Source organism: Clostridium facile (assembly GCF_014297275.1).
In the GTDB taxonomy this organism is placed as follows: Bacteria; Bacillota; Clostridia; order Oscillospirales; family Ruminococcaceae; genus Massilioclostridium; species Massilioclostridium facile.
On the sequence record NZ_JACOQK010000001.1, the window covers coordinates 1882938 to 1904528 of the forward strand.

Below are 21591 nucleotides of genomic sequence, written 5' to 3' on the forward strand. Positions count from 1 at the left end.
ATATCATTGCATAAAAAATAGGCCATTCCTATTTGGTATGGCCTATTTTTCAAATTATCATCCATTAGAATTCAATTTTTTGCTCAATATAAGCAATCAATTGGTCAATCGCAATTCTTTCCTGTTGCATGGTATCACGGTCACGTACGGTAACGCATCCATCTGTTTCAGAATCAAAGTCATAGGTAATACAGAATGGGGTTCCTATTTCATCCTGACGACGGTAACGTTTTCCAATAGAACCAGTATCATCATAATCTACCATGAAATGTTTTGCTAGCTGTTCATATACAGCACCAGCTTGTTCATTTAATTTCTTCGATAATGGCAATACACATGCTTTATAAGGGGCAAGAGCTGGATGCAAATGCATTACTACACGAGTATCATTTTCACCGATTTCTTCTTCATCATATGCTTCACATAAAAATGCCAAAGCAACACGGTCCGCACCTAAGGAAGGTTCGATTACATATGGTATATAATGTTCGTTATCTTGTTGGTCAAAATATTCTAAGGATTTTCCACTGTGGTTTTGATGTTGGGTCAAATCAAAATCAGTACGGTCTGCAATACCCCATAATTCTCCCCATCCAAATGGGAACAAGAATTCGATATCTGTGGTTGCGTTGGAATAATGGGAAAGCTCTTCTGGATCATGATCACGCAAACGCATATTTTCTGGTTTAATTCCCAAATTTAACAGGAAATTCTTACAATAATCTTTCCAATAACGGAACCATTCCAAATCAGTACCTGGTTTACAGAAAAATTCCAATTCCATCTGTTCAAATTCTCTGGTACGGAAGGTAAAATTTCCAGGAGTAATTTCATTACGGAATGATTTCCCAATCTGCGCCACCCCAAATGGCAATTTTTTCCGAGTTGTCCGTTGAATATTAGCAAAATTCACGAAAATACCTTGAGCGGTTTCTGGACGCAGATAAATTTCATTTTTTGCGTCCTCTGTAACACCCTGGAATGTTTTAAACATCAGGTTAAAAGCACGAATATCAGTAAAATTAGTACCCCCACAGTTTGGACACTTAATTCCATTTTGTTGGATAAACTCCATCATTTGTTCATTGCTCCAACCATTTGGAGATACATCGCTTTGTTCTTCAATTAACTGGTCCGCACGATGGCGTGTTTTACAGTCTTTACAATCCATTAAGGGATCCGAAAAACCACCAACGTGACCGGATGCTACCCAAGTTTCTGGATTCATTAAAATAGCGCTGTCCAACCCAACATTGTATTTACATTCCTGAATAAATTTTTTACGCCATGCGGCTTTCACATTATTTTTGAACTCTACACCTAATGGGCCGTAATCCCATGTGTTTGCTAAGCCGCCATAAATTTCACTGCCTGCATACACAAAACCTCTACCCTTGCATAGAGCAACTATTTTTTCCATTGTTTTTTCGCTGTTTAAAAGCATCTTTCTTCCTCCTAAATGGGCATGCACTGGTTGTGCAACCTGTTATTACCGCCTCTTAGGCGGCGGGATCTTTTTCTAGGTAATCTATAGAATCAAAAGTAAAATAAAATCCTACAACAATCAATCCTGCTCGGCGTTTGAAAAATTAATCCCTGTATTATTTCATTTTTTCTTCTTTTGAACTATATTACCACATTTTATAATCATACGAGTTTATCTGGAATATGTCAAGTAAAACCCAATACTTTTCTACTGTACTATATTGACAAACTCTTTTTACGTGTGTAAAATGGATAATATCGGGATGTAGCTCAGTTTGGTAGAGCGCTGTGTTCGGGACGCAGAAGCCGCAAGTTCAAATCTTGTCATCCCGACCAATTAAAAGCCTCGACGCGCATAATCGTGTTCGAGGCTTTTAATTTATCCTATTTTTAATGCTCATAGTTTGAGAATGTTTACATAAGGCGTTTTAAAAATTTTTCTATCTTCGTCCTATAGTAGAAAAATACATATATAATGTTTTAAAAATCTTCCTAATTATAAGGTACAGAACTATTATTATATTATTCGTTCTACGAAAATGGACAAATTAGCTGATTTAACTTATGATAAAATAAATATAAGGAAAAAGCCACCCCACACAATGGGGTGGCCAAAAAGAAGAAAAAGAGAAATGAAGAAAGTTTTTAAAAATAGCCGAACGGAGATGCTCCTACATCACTGTTAAAAATTAACACGCTGTTAGTCCGCCAACTATTTTTGATAAGCGCAAACAGCTATTTCAAACTGAATGGGCATGTTCAATTGAAATCTGCTGTTGCAACAATACTTTTTTAAGGAGCAATTATAGTATACCCAGGTTTTGTGATAAAAACGTGATAACTTTATAAAAAAATATAAAATAGTATTTTTCAAAACATCTTTCTAAAAATAATGGAAGATCTTTTTGTAATTTGGACACAAGCGGCGGTTTCTATTAGATTATTACATCGTCATCTGTTTTTGTTTACATCGCCTTATTTTTTGTTGATTTTCTTTGATTAGCATTGTTTGTGTAACAAAAGGAACTTTTGTGTTTTTACTATGGAAAAAATTTTTATTATGATTTTTAATCCAAAATAATCTAAAATATAGTTATATTTATCTTATAGTATTAGTTGAAAATAGTCTTTTCCTATGTTAAGCTAATAATAGTCTAATAAATTTGTACAAGGGGTGGATATCATGAGCGTACCAAAAGTCAGTGTCTTAATGGGGGTACAAAACCTAGAAAAATATATCTCTCAATCAATCGAAAGTGTTTTAACACAAACTTTTACTGATTTTGAATTTATTATATTAGATGATGGTTCCACAGACCGTACGCTGGAAATTATTAAAGAGTATGCTGCCAAGGATGATAGGATCCGTTACTTTTCATTTCCTCAAAAGATGGGGATTGCCTATGGCTGCAATTTTACCGTAGAAAAATCAGTTGGTAAATATTTGGCCCGTATGGATGGGGACGATTTATGGGAGCCAGAAAAACTGATGCTGCAGGTAGAGTACTTAGATTCCCACCCAGAATGTGGCGTTTGCTTTACCCAGGCGAAAATTATTGATGAAACGGGAAAAGAACTCTCTAGTAAAGAAGCAAATGATATGAATGTTTTGTTTTCTCAAACAAACAAAACACAAGCCCAATGGCTACACCATCTTTTTACACATGGTAATTGTCTCTGTCATCCAACTTCGGTAATTCGCAAAGAAGTATTTGACCATATAAATGGCTATCATAATGCATTTCGTCAGTTACCTGACTTTGATATGTGGATGCAGTTAATCCAATTTGTAGAATTCCATATTATAGAAAAACCACTTTTTTTATATCGTTGGTTTGAAAATAACACAAGTAAACCCAATCCAATAGGGATTTCTCGAACTTATCAAGAGTATTTTCAATTGTATTTACATCTATTTGATCATATACCAGATGATTTATTTATAGAAAGTTTCTCTGATTTATTTATCTGCAAAGATTCTCAGACAGAACAGGAGTTAGCATGTGAAAAAGCTTTTTTATTGTATCATCACAGTGCAGGTTTACTTCCTGAAGCAGGCCGCCTTGCTGGTTTAACATTGTTAACCCAACTATTAAACCAAGACGATACCCGTTCCTTATTACAAACAAAATACCATTTTGACACCTTTGATTATGTTGATTTCGAAAGCAAACCCATCTTTTATAGTAGTTCCTATTATGATATTCCAAAAGGATTGACAAAAGATATCGTTTCCTCTACTGCAACGCTTTTTTATAGCACCGGCGATTCCATTGATGGTACAGAATTCCTTACTACCCAATATCAAGCGGATACTGGACTACAGCAGTTAGAATTCCAGCTACCAGAAGGTACTACAATTTTACGGTTGGATCCACTGGAAAACCACCCTTGTGTTGTCTGGTATTTAGCAGCTGAAATCAATGGAATTCCGTTACACGCCGATCCATTTAATGCACAACAGGAAGGAATTTGGTATTTTGATAATGATCCGCAAATTGGTTTTACTTTAGAACAACCAATCAGTGGAACATTAAAGATTGTCTTGGGTGTAATGCCATTGCATCAAACAATTACATCTAATATAAAAAATCAGCTATCTCAAGTTTCTGTTAGTAAATTATATCTCTCTAAATTTGAATCAAACTATCAACAGCAAATAGGTAAGTTAAATGAAGAAAAAGAACAACAGCAAGCAGTGATAGATAATTTAAAAGAACAATTATATGCGATGACTGTTGACCGGGATTTCAACAAACAGCAATTAGAGGCAATCCGCAATACCAAAGCGTACCGTGTTTATAAAAAAATACGCGGTATTAAAAAATAATTCTTATAAAAGGCAGTCTAGCAAAAGCTAGGATGCCTTTTATGGTATGGTGTGCTGAGTAAACTCAATCTGCCCCCATAGGTTAGAATCCACATCGTCCACTGTGTTGTCCTTTAATAACATACAATATTCAGTATCACAAATTGATAGTAAACAGCAATCATACCCTTTTGCAAAACCCGTTAAAAAGTCAATTGCTCTGCTACATAAATCTGGTTCCATATTGATAAAATTAAAATAGGCGCAACCAGTTTGGCGGAAAGTATCACAAGCATCTGCTACTTGCTGTAAGGAACTGACGGAAAACACTGGAAACGGTATACATGGTTCCATATAATCCCTCCTTTTTTCAATAAAATACTGTAATTATTATTATTTTATCAAGTAAAAATGAAGCTTTCACCCTGTTTCTCTAAATTTTTTCTACAATGAAACAAAAAATCTTCTAAAACAAAGCGCACACATATCTTGTAACAATTAATACATCATGCGAATCATAGTCTGCTCATAATCTATTCTGTTTTTCTTTACAAAATTACTATAATTTTTCTTTTCCCTGTTATCAATTTATTTTTATAATGAAATATATCTTGAATTATTTCCCATTGGAGAGAGTTATGGCAAATTTATATTTGGTTACTGGGGCAACTGGTCATCTAGGAAATACAATTATACAAAAATTATTGCAGAAAGGGTGCCATGTGCGCGGCCTAGCTTTGCCGTCCGATCAGACACCGCCTTTCCAATCGCCTAATATGGAATTAATCCGGGGAGATTTACGGGATATTCAAAGTTTAATTGCTTTATTTAAAGATACCGATGAAAATACTGTTTTGATTCACACTGCTGCTATTTTGTCTGCTGCACCTAAATTTGAACATTTGGTATACGATATTAACGTAAACGGAACAGAACAGCTTTTACGCATGTGTATAATGCATCACACAAAAAAATTCATTTATGTTAGCTCTTCCCATGCAATTCCAATTACCAACACCATAATAAAAGAATCCAATCAGTTTAATGCTGATGCATTAGAAACCATTTTTGCCAAAACAAAAGCAATCGCTTCCCGGTTGGTGCTGGATTACGGCGCAAAAGGATTAGATGCCTGTATTCTTCAACCTTCTGGTATGTTAGGGCCTGGGGATTATGGTACTGGACATTTAACACAATTGATTATGGATTTTATGAACCATAAGACGACCATTGATGTAAAAGGCGGATATGATTTTGTAGATGTAAGGGATGTTGCCGATGCTGTTATCTCTTCTATCAACAATGGAATCTCCGGTGAATCATATCTCTGTACCAATCAATATTATGAAGTACAACAACTTTTCCAAATGCTACAGAAAATAACAGGAAGGAAACCGGCAAAAACAATGGTACCTATGTGGTTTTCGAAACTCATGGTCTATTTCCATCAAAATTATCGGAATCCTTTTTTACAACCGCCATTAACTACTTCTTATGAACTGTATTCCATTCCAGAAAAAATTACGTTTTCTCATCAAAAAGCAAAAAAACAGTTACACTATACCCCCCGCCCTATTGAGGAAACTTTACTGGATACTGCTCAATGGCTTGTTTGTCATCATATGGTTCAACCAAGACCATTAGGATGTAAAATATAAAAAGACCAGGCTATCAGTAAAATGGTAGTCTGGTTTTTCTATTTTGTCAATTTTAACAAATATCCTATCTTTATTTGTTTATTTTATCTTAATATAATCATTCAAAAAAATTTTATTTTTCGTCTTTTTCACCAAAAAATACAAATTTTTTTCTTTTTAGTTGCCAATGTTTTTAATTTATATTATAATAAATAAGTTAATAAATATATGTATAGGAGATTTATAATATGACAAATAATATTTGGATTATTATAGCCTTTGGAGCATATTTATTATTTATGATGCTCATTGGCTTCATTTGTTACAAAAAAACAAAAACATCAGAAGATTATTTTTTAGGAGGTAGAAGCCTTGGAGGTTGGGTAGCCGCTTTAAGTGCGCAGGCTTCCGACATGAGTGGATGGCTATTAATGGGGCTGCCAGGTGCTATTTATGCATTGGGTACAGGGCAAATTTGGATTGCGGTTGGCCTTGCAATTGGTACTATTTTAAACTGGTGTATTGTAGCATCCAAACTACGCCGCTATACTATTAAGGCAGGAAATGCCCTTACTTTACCAGAATTTTTCGAAAACCGGTTTGAAGATAAATACAAAGTATTGCGCGTTGCATCTTCTTTGTTTATTATGATCTTTTTCCTTGTGTATACCGCTTCCGGCTTCTCGGCAGGGGCAACCTTATTTTCCACCGTATTTGGTATTGATTACAAAATAGCCTTATTAATTGGTGTCTTTGTTATTTTGGTCTATACCTTTTTAGGAGGATTTTTGGCTGTATGCTGGACAGACTTTGTACAAGGATTTATGATGTTGATTTCTCTAATTGTCGTTCCTGGATTCGCGATTGGAATTTTAGGTGGATTTGATGGGGCTGGTCAAGTATATCAAGAAATTGGCCACCATTTCTTAAACCCAATGTTCAGTGGAGGAGAGCAACTTTCTATTGTTAGCATTATTTCACAGCTTGCATGGGGATTGGGATACTTTGGTATGCCCCATATTTTAATCCGTTTTATGGCGATTAAAAATGAAACTGAAGTGCGGAAATCTCGTAAAATCGGTATTATATGGGTGGTTATTTCATTAACTGCCTCCTGTACACTAGGGGTAATTGGAGCGGCGTTCTTTGCAAACCAACCATTAGAAAATTCCGAGAGTGTATTTATCCAGATGATTAATACCATCTTTTCTGATCATCTTGGTATTCCTTTTGTTGGTGGCCTTCTATTGTGCGGTATTCTGGCCGCCATTATGTCTACAGCGGATTCTCAACTGTTGGTTACTGCATCTTCTATCTCAGAAGACGTATACAAAGGGGTTATTAATAAAAATGCTAGTGATAAAAGCATGTTAATGATTAGCCGTATTACTGTTTTAATCGTGTCCGCAATTGCGTTTGTTATTGCACTGGATCCGAATAGCAGTGTTATGGGGCTGGTATCCAACGCTTGGTCTGGATTTGGATCTACATTTGGTCCAGTTGTATTGTTAGCATTGTTCTGGAGACGCTCTAATGTTGCTGGAGCGGCTTCTGGTATGATTGCTGGAGGCTTAACTGTAATCCTATGGGATTACATTCCATTTGGTGGTTCTACTCTTGCTACTATGACAGGTGTTTACTCCTTAATCCCAGGCTTTGCAATCTGCGCAGTTGTTATGGTTGTTGTCAGCCTATTAACAAAAGCTCCATCCAAAACAATGCTGGATACTTTTGATGAAGTAACTGCTAATAAAGAAATTACAGAATAAACTGGTACAAAATCTTATTACATAAGTAATCGCTTGAGATTTACAATTGTAAATCTCAAGCGATTTATTTTAATAATGGCTAAATTGGTAAATAGATTTAAAATACTATCCAACAATCCATTAATTTATTGAAAAATTATTTCCTTCTTAGACGTCTTATACCAACTACACCACCTGATAAAGCAATAATGGCAGTTACAAACGCAATTGTAATCGGAACGTCCCCTGTTTGTGGTGCTGGTACCTTTGTGTCTATATTAACATTCTCACCAGATGTACTGGAAGGAGTATCTGGTAAGATAGGCTGTTTTGCTAATGCATCATACGCTTTAGCTAATGCCAATGTTGCATCATAAGTAGCAGAAACATCACTTTTATCTACAGAAGTTGCTACTCCTAATGCGGTAGATAAACTGCTCCAGCTTTCAGCTGTATAATCGGATGGAGTTAATTGATTGATCTCACTAATAAAACTATCTAAGTATGCATTTAATTTTTGGTCAGGTAATACTGGAGTTGTAGAAGGTTGTACACGTATTCCCTTCGCAGTCTGTTCATATCCATAAGCAATTTCAATCATAGTTGCTTCATTTCCATAGCTGGAAAACATGGAGATACCAAGAGGCATTTGTGTTGTAACGCCTTCAGAAGGATCTACTTGTGCTACTCCCATTGGCATCATCATTTCTGGAAGACCCGCTACCGGACCAAATTTATTGATATATGCCGCTGTATTGCTGTGGATCGTTGTGCTATCCCCATCAGATTCTTCTTCTAAGCATGGAACATCCGTTTGGGATACATAAATCACAGCATCAATCCCATTGTTTTTTAAAATTTGGCTAACAGTATTTCTAAAATTAAGCCGGGCATTCCAGTTTGCCTCATATTCTGCCGTTGGTGTACCATCAGCATTAAACCTTGGATTTACCAATTCATTTTCTGGGGTGTTATATCCATCTAAATCAGAAATATATCCACCATTTTCTTTAATATCCTGTACACTGTGCATAGTCGCATTATCGCCAAGTGCCTGGAAATACTCATACATATCCCATTCAAATGCGCTGCTACCCGATAGGCGTGCTGAGTTAACAGCTCCGTTTAATTGGAAAATCAAACTATCTGGCAGAAGAGAAGAAATATCTACTAGTTCTGCCCCACCTTCTTTTAACGTATTTAAAGTATCATTTACCATTCCTTGCATATCAGGATCCAGCTCAGTTGGTGTTTCTAATTCAGATGTTACCCAATTTCCAGAATCATCTTTAGAAGTCGTAGTATAAATTCCAAATGAGTTCGTTAAGTAACCAATTTTTTTACCCTCTAACCCATCTGCGTTTAAATAAGAGGTATATCCATCCTCTGGAATCAAACTATCCGCATTAGCTGTATAATGGTCTTTGCTATCTGTACCAGCAATAATATCCAGCATAATAGCCAAATCTTCTACCGTACGGCACATTGGGCCTGTTACATCCTGATCCGCATTTAATGGAACAACACCATCAATACTGGTAAGCCCTTTGGAGGGACGTAAGCCATATAAATTGGAAAAACTGGATGGTCGACGAATTGAGGAACCTGTATCCGTTCCCAAGCCAGCTGCGCCGAAATTTGAAGTCACCGCAACCGCAGTACCTCCTGAAGAACCCGCGGGAGTACGGGAAGTATCATAAGCGTTATGTACAGTACCTCCCATGGAACTTCTAGAATTGGAACCGGAAAAAGCAAATTCTGATAAATTAGTTTTTGCTAATATGATAGCACCTGCTTCCTTCAATCTAGCAATCACAGTAGCATCGTCATTTGCGATAGAACCAGATAAGGCAGTAGCTCCAGCAGTAGTGGACATTCCTTCGTAATCATAGTTATCTTTCACTACAATTGGAATACCATGTAAAGGCCCTCTTGTGTTTCCAGTCTCACGTTCCTGATCCAATTCTTCTGCAATTTCCATTGCGTCTGGATTAATGGAAATAATCGCATTTAAATCCTTAGAATCATCATAGGCATTAATCCGATCAAGATACATTTGTACTAATTCAGCCGAAGTAACCTTGTTGGATTCCATCGCATCCCGTAGTTCATAGATTGTGGCATCCATTAAGTCAGCAGTAGTAAACATATTTTCTACTTGTTGTGTCCTAGTCATTAAAGAGGATTGATCCGCAGCATAAACAGTTGAAGATATGGAAGCCATTATTGCCATAGCCACTAAAACCGCAACAGTTTTAGAAATCAAATTTGTTCGTTTTCTCATTTCATTACAAACTTCCTTCCAAAAAATTTATCTTCCCGGGAAAATAAAAAGGACAAAGGCTTTATGACGCCTTTGTCCTTATTTTGAATTATAGCACCGTTTTAATTGTTTGTCAATAATTTTTTAAAACTTTTACCTAAATATAAAACGCCCTTTTATATTGGAGGCAGTTTATTTTTTCTTTTAAAACTTGTAGCTATTTTGTATTGTTACCAATTCTCTTTTCTCTTGTTCCTACTGTTAAAAGAATAGCTCCTCCTAATAACATAGCAATTCCTACAAATGGAGCATGGTCACCAGTAGCAGGGATATTAGAAGTATTGGTACCTGGTTTTCCAGTAGGTTGTTCTGGTTTCGCTTCTGGAACTGGATCTGGATTTGGTTTAATGGTTTCTGAAGTTTCAGCAATAGCATAAAGGCTGAAATGGCTGGCGTCAAATCCTATAAAAGGAAAATCCTCTACCACATCTATCATTACGGATTCTACCTCAGTTGCAGCCCCTTGGCTATCAATACGATATACTTTGGTTCGGCTTGGGTCATACCCTTCTGGTAATGGAGCTGCGATTGCTACTTCCCCTTTTGGCTGGATCTCCTCCCCATTATTCATCAAAGAAATATCATATAACGTAAAATGATCAGCATCAATAGCGCTTTTTACCATTTCATAATCGTTACCTTCGGTGATCTGACGGGAATTCATCGTAGTGCCTTCTGGGACAATAGATTCATCCGCTGTAATAATAATATTAGTTTCTGGATCATACGCAATAGATGTTGGCATATAGTCTAAGCTTGGGAATTGATCTACGGGTTGGAAAGAAATGTATTTCCAATCTTCACCGTTCTGTGCTACCGTCAAGACACATTTGGTATATTCAGATTCGTTGTCCATATTTGGATTTTGATCCGCAGTTTTGTTCGAAACTTTAGCATAAATCTCAACATAAGTTTCAGTACCTACGACTGGCTGAATACCAACCAACTCTGTTAAATAAGGAGCATCTCCAATTCCAGCTTCAGGAATCACGAAACTATCCAGTTCCGCATGATATTCGCCCAATATGCCTAAATCTACTCCGGTCATGTCAGGAACACTTTTGTAGTATTGAGCTGTAATAGCAGCAAAATCATCATATGGGATAACATATTGGTAATTCTCTGGCTGATAATATTTTTGGTCATATACCTGGTCATTACCTTTCATTTTTGTAACCTGAAAAGCATCCGCCGCAGGTGGAACCTCTTCAAAGAAATGGTCTGCCCGTTCCGCATCACTTGTAAACTCTGTAAATTGTGTGTAATTTACATATTCTTTTATGGTTTCTTCCATCTCAGCTTTGGTAAAATCCGGAGGTAGGAATTGATTCCCTTCTGCTGCCAAAGTGGTTAGAGGAAATGCAGCCAGCGCCATTACACCAGCTAAAAGAATTGCCCCTATCTTCTTTTTCATAGATTTTTGAAATTTCACAAGTAGCACTCCTTCCTTTTTTCTATTTTCTTCTTGTGAATCAGATAATGAATACTTTATCGTTCTACTCTATTTTTATAAAAATAGGCTTAAAAAACCTATTTTAAAACAGATTTTAACATTTGTTTAATAAGAACGATAAAGTATATATATTATATCATATTTTGTGCATTTTCACAATATAGTAGAATAAAAATACTGTCTAAATTTATAGGATTTGAATTGTATAAAAGGAATAACTACACTGTAATATTTCTCACTTTATCCTTTTCAATTATTTTCCAAAAGCATTCTATCCACTGATAATACAGCTACAGCTTATAGTCGCAATGTATTCCACAAACGCAACAATGTCTGATTGCCATTCTCATTGGATGTCATGATAACTTCCCCAACATAGTAGCTCCTTGCATTAAAATAATCATCTTCTATCTGAATATTGTCCCCAGGATAGGCTGCCAGAAGTTCTGGTAATATAACCTCTACTTCCATGGATTTTACACGAGAGTTTAATGCAACTTGTTTTACCGCATCATCTGGCTGGGTTTTCCAAGCTGCTGGCAAACGGTAATACCGTTCTCGTTGAATTTTATAATCAATTGCATAAGGGGCATCAAAATAATTGGAATAATCCTGTGGATTGTCAGGATTTTGCCAATAAATCCTGGATAATAACTGGCTTCGGTCATTGGTGTACCGAAAACGAGTATAGTAGTGCTCAGAGTCTGGTTTATTTCCAATGATATACATCTTTTGATTGAGCCATCGAGCGGTTAATGTTCCATCTTTTGTTACCAATGGAAAATAATAGTATGCCCTTCTACAAAAAATATCAATTACATTCCAGGCGCTCATCCCCACAGTAATCTCTAATTTTGGCAGGGTATAACTCAGTAATCCATTCGCTTTTATCCCATAAGGAAGAGCGTAATTCTGGTAAATATATTCCGAACTGCAATTTTCCAAGACAGTAGGACGAACCTGATTTTGCAATAGCCTTGTTTCATATCCTGAGGCCTCAATCTCCAAAAATTCTCCAACGGCGGTAAGCTGGGTAACCTGTTTATCTACAAATCCGTGGAATAACAGCTCATTCTCCAAATATACTTTAATGCTGGCAAACTCATATGCTTGGTTTTTATCGATAAATAAACCTTTAAACTTACTCCCTACTGTATAAATGCAAGCGAAATACTCAAATTCCACCAGATGGGATAGGGTTGCTGTTTCATTGTTTACTGTAGAAGCTAATACAAGGATATTCATAATGTCACCTCAGTAAAAATAAAACGGCAGTTCCATCCATTGGGTAATATCTTTTTGATGGAAAAACTGGATAAAACAGCATCCATCTCCGATTCATCCGGCAGGATTACCGTCTGTTTTTCCCCTGCCGAATACACTTGATACACCTGTTGATATTGCTCCTTGTCCAATACCCCTTCAAACGAAAAGATACGGCTTTTTTTCCCTAAATCTTGAATGACTTCCCCAAGAAAAGCGGAAAAACGAGACACCAGATGCCGTTTGCACACCAAAGAAACCGTTTCTGGATCACATGGTATTTTGATACTACCAAAGGATATTGTATTGGAAGAGTGGGAGAACTTTAACTGCATTTCAGTATAAAAAGCATCTGCTTTACTATGGTAGGTAATTCCCCCCACCGCAATTCCCTGATATCCAGTGAGTGTAGATTCTGATAACATAACTAATATTTTGTCTATCATCTGGTTGCATTGGTTGCTTTCCATATAAAATGGAACATAAACTCCAATATGAATCACTGTTTGTTGGATACCATTTTGCTGCTCCAGAGTTTTGTTCCCCACTGTAATCCGAATCCGTTCCAACGGAATAACTTGCTTCGAAAATTCAGGGACAACCTCAACCTCTGGCATATTCTGTCGTAATATCTCCATTAATTGTTCTATCAATTGTTCCATCCTGTCCCCTCCCTTAAAGCAGCCTTCCAGCATTGAAATAGTTCAATGTATTCCAATTGTTCTACTTGATAACGGTGCTGACGGTCTACTAAAATAATTGGCTTCGTTTGTGGGGAATCCCCCTGGTATAAAAAATAAGACAATAAGTTTCCATGGTTTACATTTCCTACTGGGTAAGGTTCCGGATATTGAAACAAATTATTTTCTTCATTCTGATAGAACACCATCCCCAAGCATGGATACTTCTGTTTTCCATCTGATATTGTAAGAGGATGGGCGTAAAAGCGGAACCATTGCTCTAACTTTGGTTTCATGATTCCCCTCCTGTAGTTGAAAAATAAAAATCATCTTCATATTTTAATAGAAAATTGGCAGATGCCCAAAGTTCATCTCGCAAATTTTTTGCCCTTATCGCCTGGTTGTCATCCGAAGTACTAACAGAAATCCCTCCAGCAGAAAAACTTCCTTTTGGTACTGCGGCATCTTCTGTCAAACAGTAACGGTACCAGGCGTTCGCAGCACAAATATAGTCTAACAAGTCCTGGTGTTGTTCTATCTCTTGTTCTTCCTTTACCATCCGAAGCACTTCTTTCGTGGATAGTATAATTAATGGCATCCTAGGCAAAAGTTCTTCCATTGGTATCCCGCTCATTGCGGACACAATCTTGGCAATTTTCATTTCATCCAATGAAATCTCTCCTTTCGAACTGTAGTAAAATATCCAGGGGGGTTCCCTGGATATTTTACTTTACGCATTTACTTTTAGCACCTGGCACGCATCTTTAAAGATTTTAGTGAATCCAGTAATCGTGGTAATAGCGGCACGTTCCAATTGTTTATCAATTAATTTATCATATTCTACAGAAACATCCGCAGCAATTACACGCTCCAAAGCACAGCGTTTATCCAATCCGATTATGTAGCCAGTAGGAACAGAAGATGTTTTAATCAATGTAGCGCCCAGAGGAGTTGTCAAACGTCCTGTACCCTGGAAATTTAAACCTGTCAACGGATTCTTAAACTCTTCAATTTCCAACATTTTTAACATTACATCTGGAGCAACCAGCATAGTGTTCATTTCATAAGATTCAAATTTGCTCCACAAAGTCAGCAAATCAGTATAAGTCAACTTACCAGCAGAAGCTACATTGGTTACAGTTGCTGGATTGGAATTCCCATCTCCATCTTTTAAGATGGTAACTGCATCTGTCAATAAAGTTTTTGCTAAATAAGCGCCAATCTGACGCAAAGTCACAGTAAACACATCCAGTTTCTGGAATCGGATTGCCTCATAACTGGCTTCCAATAATCTACCACGTTTTTTCAGTGTTACCAGGTTTTCCTGTAATTTTACCTCAGTGGATGGGATATCTCCCCCTTCATCAACCTGTTTCATCTCTTTGTCATCGTCACTTGGAATTGAACAGATAGCACGGTAATCTAGGCTATCAATTTTTGTAGTAGCCGCTACAATATCGCTTAACACATCTACTTCTTCCATGCCCTGGTAAACTGCACGGGAAATATATTCTGGAAACAATGCAGTAGAATCAGAAGTCTGGAAAAATTTTTGTAATGCATCGGAATTTCTTCCAGCAACTTTAATATCAAACCGTTTTAACTGTCTTTGGTAAGCATCCAATCCTTCCAATGAACTTCCTTTATAATTTTCACTTGGGTCTAAACTTTCCAGTACCTGGGTAAAACTTTTTCCTGGTACGGAATACATTCCTTTTTCTAATCGTAATGTTTCGTAATTCATTTTCGCTTCCTCCTAAATATAAAACTCACGGTTTTCTGATGTATCTTTTTTTGGTTTCTGGTATCCTAGTTGCGGTTTGCCTGTTTTCTGGCAAGATTTTGCGAACGCTTCTTTTAATTGTTTCAGTTCTTTCGCATCCATTTTTTCCAACAAAATACGGATTGCCTGTTCATCCAACGGAGAATTGCTTAAAAAACTCAGGGAAATAATATCAGATTTCAGGTCCTGGAGATACTCCCGCCCTAATAGAGCTTTTTCCTCTAAGCGGTCTATATATAATTTCAGGTTTTTCTGTTCCTCCACACTAATAGTACCTGTTCCTAGCGATTTTACCACTTCTTCATTGGTCCTTGCTTTTCGTTTTGGTTGGGTTTCGATTTGATGGTATTGTTTTGTCACACCTGCTGCTGGCTGGGCAGGGACAGCAACAAACGACCATTCATATGCGTCCACTGGCTGCTCCAATTTGGTGTAACATAGCTTTCCTTGATAAAATTCACCATTTTTATGTTCACAGCAGCCATAGCTTAAATCCGCTCCACAAATGCTACAAGTTTTCCGCAATACTCGGCAGCCTACACTGACTTCTTTTTTGATACCCGCGTCAATCTCCAATAAAAGGTCTTTGTCTTTTTCGGTACGCACCATATAGGCTTTTGCTTTTAAACAACTGTAGGGTTCCCCATATTGGGTTTTGTGTTGGGGATCTGTTTCCACCCAGGTATGAAAAATCCTTGCTGCCTGATCCTCACTTTTTTGGCTGTGGTCAAAAATCCCTGTTGTCCCTATATAAAGAGCCTTTAATTCTTGTAAGGATTGGGTGGTAAACGCTTCCCCATCCCGGTCCACCTCATTGTCACATAACACAACTGTAAAGCTAAACAGTTCTTTTTCGGTGAAGTTTCTCCTGGTATATTGGTTAATCTTTTGTAGATCCTCTTTTTCTAACTGGTTGGTTTTAATTGTCTGGTCCATTGATTTTCCTACTTTCTCATGGTTCTATTGCTGTACTCAAATCTACAGGAATTTGTTTTGGCTCTTCCCCGTTTTCCAATTCCAGCTTTGCGGCTTGTGCATTGTACAATCTTGCCTGGGCAGCATTGATTTCATCTTCAAAATTCAATGTATCCCACTCTACAGTAGGCTGGCAGGAAAATCCATTTAACCGCAAATATGTGGTTCCAATCCGTTCTAATACCGGATTTAATAATCTGCGGTAATAACAAAGTTCACTGTTTAATGTGCTTGCCTGCTGTTGGCTCATACGTTCTGTTGTACTCCAACTCAAGCCCAGCATAAAAGGTGGAAGCCCTAATTTTGCGATAATCTGTTCCAACATCTGCCTTGCTGGTACCTCACAGTCAATCATTTGGTTATCTGCACCAATTACTTTGATATCTACATCTCCGACCGCAATAAAATCGCGGATGTCTCCGGTTTTTCCTGCAGCCATACCAGCAGCCCATTCTTTCGCGATTTGCTGTGCCCGCTCTTTTGCGTATGCAGCATCCATCCCTTGGTTAGATGGACGATAGGTCACTGCAAACCTTACATTTCCAACACGGTCAAAATTCTCTCCAATTGCATGGTAAATCTTCAATAAAATAGAGCTGACAAACGGCAGGCTTTTCAAAATAGAATCTCCACAAACTTTTCCTGGCTGTGGATTCAATGCTGTAAATAAAATCAGCTGTGGCATCTCCAAAGGTACTGGATTTCCATGGTCATTACGGAAAATTTCAACCTGCAATGGATTATTTCCCCTTTGGATCAAAACATTTTCAAAAGAAGAATTATATAACCCTGCAATCTGTCTTCCATTGGCGGACAATACGATTTCTCCAATGGCGTTTCCAAATAGTAGCAAGCTATCTAAATAACTACAAATAAAACTTTCCAGCCCCATTTGGGTAGGTCCCACTTTTACTTCCCGAGCAAACTGGTTTAACTCTCGTTCCGCTGATTTGTGACTACATACAAAACGGAATCCACCAATTAGCCGCTGAATTTTATACAAAGCGGAATCAATGACCGGAATCGCTTCCCTCATACAGGCATATAGCTTTGTTTCAGGTGTCATCAGAGGAACATACCGGTCAAGGATATGGAATGGGTAATTCCCCGGCCTTAGCTGCACAACGGCCTCTGCCGGGGCTTCTGGTTGTTTGCGTTTCAATCGTCCCAAATTCATCCCTCCTAAATTCAATTTCTGGCAGCAGAATACACAAAAAAAGAATCTTGCTGCCGGTTCCAGATGGTGGATACAAAATAGCGGATGTCATCCATGGCATGGTCATTCTCCTTTTTCACCCGATCCTGCTTGCTATTTTCTTCCCAACAATAGATAGAGAATTCTCGTATGGTATCCTTGCATTGAGGAGAAAACAAAAGCTGCCTTTTTAATAGACAATCGGATACCAAACTGATACCAGTATTCACCTGGTTGATTGCAGGAATCACCTGGAATTTTCCGTGCCGCCGTATGCACTCAATAAAACTGCTAGCAGAGGGGTCAACCACAACCGCTTGGATGGAGTATCCTTCCGCCAGTTTTTCCAATTGTTGATAGTGTTCTTCATCCGTCCTACGAAACTGTTCTTTGCGAGAATCATAGTAATATTCTTTGATACGGTAAGCGTATTCACAGCATCCCCACAACCCCATTGAGGTTGGATTGGTAATTCCATAATCACAAGAAATATAGTAAGAAGAAAACGACCGTTCCTGTAACCCAACATGAATTTCATACTGAAACATCGGGTAAACTATACCGGATTGAGAAGTCCATTTTCCCAAAACAAACCGGTCATAAAAAGCACCTGAGTACAGGGATTGATACCGTTTCAGCATCTGAGGGGATAAAGACGGGTTATCTTCCATTTGAAAATGAAGATATAACGCATGTTTTTCTTCTGCTTTTTGAATCCACTCTAAATAGAACCAATGAAAAGGATATTCAGGATTACAGTTAAACCAAAATTTAGAACCTTCCACAGAACAACGTGCCAAAGCCTGTTCCACAAACGAACGGGGCATTAGAGCAACTTCATCAAATAAAATACCAGCTAATGTTACCCCTTGAATCAACGCTGCAGAGGATTCATCTTTTCCTCCAAACAAATAAAACCGGTTGCTTCGATCTCCGTATTGGATTTCCAAATAATTGCGGGACAATACCAAACTACATTGAAATCCCAATGAATTGGCTAGCTGGACTAATGGAGTAACAACATTTCTTTTTAAAGAGGTCAAAGTTTTGCCACACAAGGCAAAATTCTGTTGGTTAAAATAAATACTTGCCCAAAAAACAAATGATAGGGACATACAAACCGTTTTTCCACTTCGCACAGCGCCATCACAAATAATGGCGTCATAATGGCAATAAGGGCTGTTCGGACACCACCATGTCAATACTTTCATTTGTTTCGGGGAGAAAGCCTGGAATTTATTCATCCTTATCTCCGCCCCACTGTTTGGTACCTTCTACAAAAGCCTGCAAAAATTCTTCTGTTGTTCCATGGTTTTGCTTTAATTGGATCAATTCCTGTATCAATTTTAAAGCTTGGTATCGGTCAAATAATTTTACCTCCAAACAGCCATCTTTCTGTTTGATCTCCGATACCATATATAAATTCAAATTTTGCAGCTGCTTTTCATCCAATTCGTTTCCTTTCATCATTAATTGGATAATATCGTTAATTTCTCCAAACGCCAACCGTTCTAATCCAGATAAAACCATTGCCTGCAAATACTCCATATCCTTTTGTTTGGAATATTCACAAATTTGTTGTTTGATCTCTTCCCGTCCCATCAATTTAGCGGCTGTTTTTTCCGCGGACAAAGCTGGATACCCCGCTTTGATAGATGCTTCTTTTAAATTTTGAAAACAGCTAAAATAATAACAAAATAACTGTTCTTTTGGGTTTAACATTTAAAATTTTCCTTTCTTTTCCTTTTCACTTACCCCTAAAAACAACAAAAAAGTTGCATGAAAACATGCAACTTTTCAAAATTATATCTATTTTTATGGAAATCCTCTAAGTTTTTATTATAGCCCAAGTAAAGCAATACTTACTTTTATTGTATTTCGCCTTTATGCCCATACTTAGCCTGCCATACACAAATTAGGCGTGTTGCTCAATCGAAATATAATTTTTATCATAATGTATTTGATACATCAAATTATATGCTACTATTTTTTCACATTCCATATCAACTTGGCGATATACCACTTACCCATATACATCGATAACATATATCACTAAAAATGATTTTTGATTTCCTCGATCCAAGCAGATTCATCCGATTCTATCGGTATTATTGTAAACTCCGCTGTTTCCTGCCTTAACATCTGTTTCCACCCAAATTTTCTCAGTTCATAATCCAAACTGCTGCAATTACTATCCGTTTCGTTCATTAAAGTAGAATAAAAATCATCCAGTTTTTCTTCAAATTCTTTATTTATCTGTTGTTGGCATAATATACTCAATAGTTGGGCAATATCCCCTTGTTTTGCTAAAGCCAAAAACCGTCTGCCGTCTATCATCTGTTCTACTGGCTGGATAACAGTCATGCTGCCGTCCTCCCAGATAGTTTCCACCATTTCTGAAGGTGTGTATGCCATTCCACCCAAATAATCCACAATTTGAATCAATCCGTTATAATCAATCCTCATATACCGATGGATTGTAATCTCTAATTTTTCAGATACTCCTCGTACCGCATAGGAAGCACCACCATAATCATACATTCCACTTATTGTGTCTGTTTTTCCATTTACAGTAGTTTTCATTGTAATAGGTAGTTCCGCTATCGAGATTCTATTTTGCATGGCGCTAATGTGCAACAATAAAAATCGTTCTGCCTCCCCTCCTCTAGAAGGGGTAAAAATCAAAAGAGTAGTTAAATCTTCATCTTTTGACGCCTGATATACATACTGCGTTGTTGGAGATTCTTCTTTTGTCTGGGATTGGATCATGACAATTAAAATAACCGCCGCAACCCCCCCTATAATAATAAAAGATAATAGAAAGGACTTTAAAAATAATCTAACACTCTGTTTCACATTCCATCCCCCTAAATAAGTATACCCTTTTTTAAAAAACCCATACCAATATTCTACAAATTAAAAAACAGCCCAGCAGTATTCCACCGAGCCGTTTGTAAAATTGAACATGACATATTGCAAGGTTTTACTCTACCACATCGTTTCTGCGGAAGAACAATGAGATACACCATAATCCAGCTAGCCCTACCAAAGAATAAATGATACGACTAACGATGGCACTCTGTCCACCAAATATCCAGGCTACAAGATCAAACTGAAACAGTCCAATCCCGCCCCAAACAATAGCACCGATAATTACCAGTGCCAATGCAATTTTATCTAACATGGTTATTAACTCCTTTAACTATCAAATGTTCGATACTAGTATTACCAGCCTTTTTCAAGATTATTCAATTTACAAAAATAAAATTTTATGTTACACTATAGTTTACGCACAAAACGACAAATAGGAGGAAATAAAATGAGTGAAGCACAATTCATTATCTTATATTTAATTGTTGGCGCAATCATTGTATTGGGTATCGTATGGCTTATAAAGGCCAACCGTCGCCGTGGTGTAAAAGGGGAACGTGTTGTAGCGGGAATTTTAAGGCGGTATGCTCGTCGTTATCATGGTAAAGTCATTAACGACCTGTATCTTCCTCTATATGACCAAACCACACAAATTGATCATATCTTAATCGCTCCATTTGGAATGATTGTAGTGGAAACTAAAAACTATAAAGGGGAAGTTTATGGCAGTCCGGATGAAACTCAGTGGACCCATATTGTAGGAGATAATAAACATAAATTTTATAACCCAGTTATGCAGAATAAAACCCACATTGAGAATATCCGCCATATTTTTCAAAAAGAAAAAGTATACAATGTTTCCATTGAAAATGCAGTGGTATTCGCGGATAAACGCCTAGTATTAGGGATTCCAAAAGGCATGCCTGTTTATAGTGCAAAACGTTTCCGGAAACATCTGGGGGATTTTCAGTATTACACCGATAAAGGGGTAAATGTAGAACGAGTATATGATGTTTTAAAAAAATACCAAGTAACGGATCGAAAATTAATTGCGCAACATAATAAAAATGTTAAAAAAATTGCGAAACAAAAATAGATTACCCAATAGTTTATCCTATTATGGATAAACTATTTCCAGTATGGTTTAAAACCCTTTTTTTCTTATTTAGTAGAATAGCGAAATTCCCTTTTCGGCAATACGGAAAGGGAATTTTTACTTTTTATTCAATACTAAAAAATTAAGTGTTATTTTATTACGCTATTATATTTTGTAATTTACCATCAATATAATTATTTTAAACGATATTGTATCAAAAATTTAAAAAGAGGATGTTGTTCAAACAGAATCGCATCCTCAATAAAATGCAAT

Annotated in this window: 19 protein-coding genes and 1 tRNA gene; 5 read left to right on the top strand and 15 right to left on the bottom strand. The window is 37.1% G+C overall.

Annotated features, from left to right (window positions below):
- Positions 1-64 precede the first annotated feature (64 nt).
- Positions 65-1444, bottom strand: coding sequence for a glycine--tRNA ligase (locus tag H8Z77_RS07850; protein ID WP_069987381.1), 1380 nt, complete (start codon positions 1442-1444; stop codon positions 65-67).
- Positions 1445-1744: 300 nt separating this feature from the next.
- Between H8Z77_RS07850 and H8Z77_RS07855 the strand changes: the two genes are divergently transcribed.
- A tRNA-Pro gene (locus H8Z77_RS07855) sits at positions 1745-1821 on the top strand.
- 847 nt (positions 1822-2668) lie between these two features.
- Positions 2669-4315 (top strand): glycosyltransferase family 2 protein, encoded by a 1647-nt coding sequence (locus tag H8Z77_RS07860; RefSeq protein WP_186996675.1) that lies wholly within the window; start codon positions 2669-2671, stop codon positions 4313-4315.
- A 39-nt stretch (positions 4316-4354) separates the two neighbouring features.
- Here H8Z77_RS07860 and H8Z77_RS07865 read toward each other — a convergent pair whose 3' ends face one another.
- Positions 4355-4648, bottom strand: coding sequence for a cell division protein SepF (locus tag H8Z77_RS07865; protein ID WP_069987383.1), 294 nt, complete (start codon positions 4646-4648; stop codon positions 4355-4357).
- A gap of 284 nt (positions 4649-4932) precedes the next feature.
- Here H8Z77_RS07865 and H8Z77_RS07870 point away from each other — a divergent pair, with 284 nt between their 5' ends.
- Positions 4933-5952: an NAD-dependent epimerase/dehydratase family protein gene (locus tag H8Z77_RS07870; RefSeq protein ID WP_186996676.1), complete on the top strand. Its 1020-nt coding sequence runs from the start codon at positions 4933-4935 to the stop codon at positions 5950-5952.
- A 227-nt stretch (positions 5953-6179) separates the two neighbouring features.
- Entirely contained in the window at positions 6180-7700 is a 1521-nt protein-coding gene (gene putP / locus H8Z77_RS07875; protein ID WP_186996677.1) for a sodium/proline symporter PutP, read from the top strand.
- Positions 7701-7836: 136 nt separating this feature from the next.
- On the opposite strand, the gene H8Z77_RS07880 is transcribed toward putP, so the two are convergent.
- From H8Z77_RS07880 to H8Z77_RS07940, 13 genes are all read right to left on the bottom strand, one after another.
- The gene (locus H8Z77_RS07880) at positions 7837-9963 is read right to left on the bottom strand and encodes an amidase (RefSeq protein ID WP_186996678.1); all 2127 of its coding nucleotides are present in this window, start codon (positions 9961-9963) and stop codon (positions 7837-7839) included.
- A gap of 196 nt (positions 9964-10159) precedes the next feature.
- Positions 10160-11434, bottom strand: coding sequence for a hypothetical protein (locus H8Z77_RS07885; RefSeq protein ID WP_186996679.1), 1275 nt, complete (start codon positions 11432-11434; stop codon positions 10160-10162).
- A gap of 318 nt (positions 11435-11752) precedes the next feature.
- Complete coding sequence (locus H8Z77_RS07890) at positions 11753-12700, bottom strand: hypothetical protein (protein ID WP_186996680.1); 948 nt, start codon at positions 12698-12700, stop codon at positions 11753-11755.
- The gene (locus H8Z77_RS07895; protein WP_069987388.1) at positions 12697-13380 is read right to left on the bottom strand and encodes a hypothetical protein; all 684 of its coding nucleotides are present in this window, start codon (positions 13378-13380) and stop codon (positions 12697-12699) included. The genes H8Z77_RS07890 and H8Z77_RS07895 overlap by 4 nt, the downstream gene beginning before the upstream one ends.
- Positions 13368-13694 (bottom strand): hypothetical protein, encoded by a 327-nt coding sequence (locus tag H8Z77_RS07900; RefSeq protein ID WP_186996681.1) that lies wholly within the window; start codon positions 13692-13694, stop codon positions 13368-13370. Before H8Z77_RS07900 ends, H8Z77_RS07895 begins: the two co-directional genes overlap by 13 nt.
- Complete coding sequence (locus tag H8Z77_RS07905) at positions 13691-14068, bottom strand: hypothetical protein (protein ID WP_069987390.1); 378 nt, start codon at positions 14066-14068, stop codon at positions 13691-13693. The genes H8Z77_RS07900 and H8Z77_RS07905 overlap by 4 nt, the downstream gene beginning before the upstream one ends.
- A gap of 60 nt (positions 14069-14128) precedes the next feature.
- Positions 14129-15142 (bottom strand): phage major capsid protein, encoded by a 1014-nt coding sequence (locus tag H8Z77_RS07910; protein WP_186996682.1) that lies wholly within the window; start codon positions 15140-15142, stop codon positions 14129-14131.
- A 12-nt stretch (positions 15143-15154) separates the two neighbouring features.
- A complete protein-coding gene (locus H8Z77_RS07915; protein WP_186996683.1) occupies positions 15155-16117 on the bottom strand; it encodes a hypothetical protein in 963 nt (320 codons plus the stop codon).
- 16 nt (positions 16118-16133) lie between these two features.
- Entirely contained in the window at positions 16134-17333 is a 1200-nt protein-coding gene (locus H8Z77_RS07920; RefSeq protein WP_186996684.1) for a serine/threonine protein phosphatase, read from the bottom strand.
- 11 nt (positions 17334-17344) lie between these two features.
- Positions 17345-18595, bottom strand: coding sequence for a PBSX family phage terminase large subunit (locus H8Z77_RS07925; protein ID WP_186996685.1), 1251 nt, complete (start codon positions 18593-18595; stop codon positions 17345-17347).
- Positions 18588-19073 carry a terminase small subunit gene (locus H8Z77_RS07930; RefSeq protein ID WP_069987395.1) on the bottom strand — a complete coding sequence of 162 codons (486 nt, stop codon included), beginning with the start codon at positions 19071-19073 and terminating at the stop codon, positions 18588-18590. Before H8Z77_RS07930 ends, H8Z77_RS07925 begins: the two co-directional genes overlap by 8 nt.
- Positions 19074-19403: 330 nt before the next feature.
- Complete coding sequence (locus H8Z77_RS07935; RefSeq protein WP_069987396.1) at positions 19404-20207, bottom strand: LCP family glycopolymer transferase; 804 nt, start codon at positions 20205-20207, stop codon at positions 19404-19406.
- Positions 20208-20334: 127 nt separating this feature from the next.
- Positions 20335-20535, bottom strand: a complete 201-nt coding sequence (locus H8Z77_RS07940; protein ID WP_069987397.1) for a DUF378 domain-containing protein — start codon at positions 20533-20535, stop codon at positions 20335-20337.
- 135 nt (positions 20536-20670) lie between these two features.
- Here H8Z77_RS07940 and H8Z77_RS07945 point away from each other — a divergent pair, with 135 nt between their 5' ends.
- Complete coding sequence (locus tag H8Z77_RS07945; RefSeq protein WP_069987398.1) at positions 20671-21318, top strand: nuclease-related domain-containing protein; 648 nt, start codon at positions 20671-20673, stop codon at positions 21316-21318.
- Positions 21319-21591: the final 273 nt, after the last annotated feature.